General features: G+C 55.2%; 2 protein-coding genes. Both read left to right on the top strand.

The genetic code is table 11. The features are described 5' to 3' along the window. The coding region (locus ABGT74_RS10530) for an S-layer homology domain-containing protein (protein WP_346705485.1) at positions 1-1,681 on the top strand (1,681 nt) is incomplete at its 5' end. A gap of 19 nt (positions 1,682-1,700) precedes the next feature. Beyond that, the coding region (locus ABGT74_RS10525; RefSeq protein ID WP_346705484.1) for a hypothetical protein at positions 1,701-4,266 on the top strand (2,566 nt) is incomplete at its 3' end.

Here is a 4,266-nt window from a genome sequence, read left to right as displayed (position 1 = left end):
CGCGTACCTCAAGGCAATGGACAATATGCCCAACGCAAGCTCCTATCTGGTCGATTTTGACGGCGACGGGTCGGACGAGCTGCTGCTTTGGGACAATCAATCATACGAAAACAAACGATACGAAGTATGGGACGGCAGTCGGAAGATCGCATCCGCCGCAATGGACTTTGTGATGAACGATCCCCCTGAATCGGCATATTATGAACTTGCGCGCAGCACAGAAGCGCCGGAACAGATGTTTTTCCGATACCATTTGTCCTTCCGTCAGGACCATCAGATATACTATACCTACACCATAGAAAATGGGGAATGGCACAGGGTAGAAGATGCAAAATGGGTAGAATCCTATCAAGAAAATATGTTCACCACAGACAATCATGTCAATGATCGCTATTTTTCTGGACAGAGCATGGCGGATTATGAGGTATTCCAGCAACTGGTTGCTGAGATGAATGCCAAATATTCGCGCACAGAAATGCTTCAGGGCAATCATTCCGATCGTTCCAAGGTAGTCGCCGCGCTGGATACCGCTGCGGACGGCTACAAGGACGTACTGTCCTCGCTTTCTGCGAGCGAGCGCAAAGCGCTGTTTGAGAGCTTTCTCCCTCCGTTTTCTGGATATGACGCAGATTATCGCACCATCAGCGATCAAAAACTGCTTCAGATGATAAATGATGCGTGGTACGATCATAATATTGCATTTGATGCAATAGATCGACTCTCTTGGATTGACTTACCTAATTTCGACCGAGCAATTACCAAAAGCGATGCGGACAAGCTGACGACTGCGTTATTCGGCCGAACGCTTGATTTTTCCAAATTCAAGCGTTCTACGCTGCCGGATATGGAAGATAGCAACAATTTCTGCTATGTCTATCAAGATATGCTGTGCTTCCACGCTTATTTCGGTATGGGCAGCTTTCCTGGAACGATTCAGTTCATCCCGCAGCACCTGTATGATCTGGGCAGTGGTTACTTCGCAGCCGGCATGATGGAGGAATGGTGCCATGACGATGGCACGCTGAACAGCGACCTGTATTACAGTGTAATCAAAAAGAACACCGACGGCACTTATCGTTTCATTCGAACCTACCCCGCAAACTACGTTCCTTCCGACACCGAGCTGGCCGCCTTTGCCGCGCCGAGCGACTGGGCGAAAGCCGAGGTAGAAGCGGCGGATTCCGCCGGGCTGATTCCAGAACTGAACGGTAACCCCGGCTGGCAGGATAACACGACCCGCCTGCAATTTGCGCAGCTGGCGGTACGGCTGGCGGAAACCGTGACAGGTCAGACGCTGCCCGCAGCACCCGCATCCACCTTCGCCGACTGCACCGAGCTAGACGTGCGCAAAGCGTATGCCGCGGGCATCGTCAACGGCACTTCGGATACCACTTTCTCACCCGATAGCAAGCTGACCCGTGAGCAGCTTGCCACCATGCTGTGGCGCGCGGCGAGCTACATCCAGCAGCAGACCGGCGAGCAGATGCTGACCGCGGGTGGTTCGCTGACCGGCTACACCGATGCGAACCAAGTTTCAGCATACGCCAAGGAAGCGGTCACTTCTCTGGCACAGCACGGTATTATGAAGGGCACCAGCGCGACCGCGCTGTCCCCGCAGCAAAACTGCTCGGTCGAACAGAGCGTGCTGCTGTCATACCGCATGATGCAGCAGCTGACTTAACGAAAACATGAGGGTAAAGATGAAAAAAAGATGGATTTCCGCCTGTCTGGCGGCGCTGCTGCTGTGCGGCACGGCGGGCTGTACAGCGCAGCAGGCACCCGGGCAAACAACACCCGAACAGGGCGAGCCAAACGAACCCGCGCAGACCGAACAAACCGCGCCGGTCGAGGAAATGGCGCAGAAAACACAGCAGCAAGCCTATGCCGAGGTGATTCAGGGACTTGTCAATGAATTTGGCGTAATCGACCAGAAGAGTGCGCGAGAAATCTATGATGAAAACGCCGAATACCGCGGTCTGATCAGCATTCTGCAGTACGATCTGACCGGAGACGGGCAGGACGAGCTGATTGTACTCTATGCATCCCCGGACGTTGGCGCATCGCAGTCCGAAACGCTGGGTCAGGATATCCATATTGAAATTTACACCTTCGACGGAGAAAAAGCGGTGCAGTTGTACGCCAAGTACAATTTTATCGCCTCCATGGGGGTGTCCAATGTTTCCGTCTGCTCAGTGAGTGGACAAAATGTGCTGTTTTCCGCCTCGACGCGCCATTTTACTGACCACATCCTGTATTACAAAGACGGTGAACTGCTGGATGCGGTTGATTCCGATGCGCCGTTTTCCGAACAGGAGCAGCAGATTTATGACGAAGGGATTCAGCATGGCCTGTCCGGGGAAGGGGCGGCGCTCAATGAAATCCATCTGCAGCGCGTCGGACTGGATTACGACACCCTGCAGTATATCTACGGCTTTTCCTCGGACAGCGGCACCTTCGGCCTAAGCGAATATGAGGCGCTCCAGCAGGCTCTGCAGGACTTCGGAATCAAGATCCCGAAGAAGGTCGTATCCGCGCAGACACTGCTCGAGGAGATTGCCTACCTCGGTGACCGCAGCAAGTGTAAAATGGATGCCCAGATGGCCACCGCCTATGCGAACATTCTGGATACGCTGCCCAACGAAGTGGCCAATATGCAGGATCTGATCTATCATCAGGCCGGAACCGCAGACATCAAAGCGGTGCTCTGCGATTTTGCGGGCGACGGCTATCCGGTGCTGGCGGTGCTGCACACTTCTGCGGGCGCGACAGGCGGCAATCTGTGCCAGCTTTGGGGCTATGAAAACGGAAAAGCCGTCAACGCGAACATCCTTTATCCGACCCGGGCGGTCATGGGCAGCATGATGCTGGGCAAAATCGGTGGGGAAACCGTGTTGGAAATCGGCGAGTATCTCAATTACAGCGGCGGTTCTGCAGCATGGGAATGGTGCTATTACCAGATTAAAAACGGTCAAATCTCCACGCTGCACGATTTATATTATCAGGAGGAAAATTCTGCGTTCTATGCAGATCCGGAAAACCCGTCCGCGCTGGCACAGGACAGAAAGGACGCGTGGAACGAGGGGTACCGGCCACTTTTGCAGTCCTATCCCTGCTATCCGGAGGATGCTTTCACCCATGACCCCGCGCGCTGCGACGGGAATATGATTGCAAACTGCGGCGTGATGTTCAAAATCACTGACTTTGACCAGCTGGTCACGGATGAATTTCTGCCGCTTTCCGAACATCCCGGTTCGGACATGAGTATCTTTGATGATTCCTATACCGGATTTGTTGCGGGAAACGGTGTGTCATTTGACGCTGCCGATGACCGCTCGACCCTGAAAAGCGTTTTGCTGTCGTATGCGCAGTCCTACGGCAAGCCGTCGTATTCCTTCCCCGAAGTCTCGCACATGTTCACCAATGAGCAGCTGCAGGCGATTGCCGAACTTTTTGCCGAGCAGCTGAATGGCGAGATCGGCGAGATCTACCAGATGTCCGACGATCTGTATTATATCGTCATCTATGTCGACGGCAAGGTGGCCGGCTGCGCGACGGTCAAGCAGACCATGCAAGGCTTCCGGCTGGTCTCGACCGAGACCGAAGCCGCGTCCGAGGACGCGCTGCACGCGCTCGTGCAGCAGGATCAGCAGACGTCCAATATTACGCTCGACTACAACGCGGCGGGCGAGGACAAGGCCGCCTATCTAACGGAAGCCCTGCAAAATATGGACGGCACGGTAGTTAACGACGCCGCCAAGGGCGAAATCGCCGCGTACATCGAAAACGCGGTCACCGAATCCAGCGTGACCGACGTCAAATGCCGCCGCAATGCCGCGACCATCGATGCCGACACCATTGCGCAGAGCCTGTCGCAGGCGCAGACCCAGAAGGACGCGCTTGACCAGACGCTGGACGGCGTGACGCTCAACAAGACGGTCACGATCGTGCTGCGCATTGTCTGCACCGGACTGGACGAGGGTGATCCTGTGCAGGTCACCTTTGACCCATCCATGCTGGAAGCGCTGGGCGACGCACAAAGCGTGCAGGTCATGCTGGGCGATGCGCAACACAGCATCACGGTGGATGCCGAGGCGCTGGCAAAGCTTTGCGAAACCCACGGCAAACTGATCGTGCAGGTGCAGCAGCAGGACGGAAAATACATCATTTCGCTGCTCGACGGCGAGCAGAACCCGCTAGACAGGATTTCGGAAAGCCTGACCTTCACGCTGCCCGCGGAGAGCGAAACCGCCACCGTGCTGGCAAGCT

The organism is uncultured Agathobaculum sp., assembly GCF_963927765.1.
In the GTDB taxonomy this organism is placed as follows: domain Bacteria; phylum Bacillota; class Clostridia; order Oscillospirales; family Butyricicoccaceae; genus Agathobaculum.
This window is presented reverse-complemented; position numbering and strand designations above follow the sequence as displayed.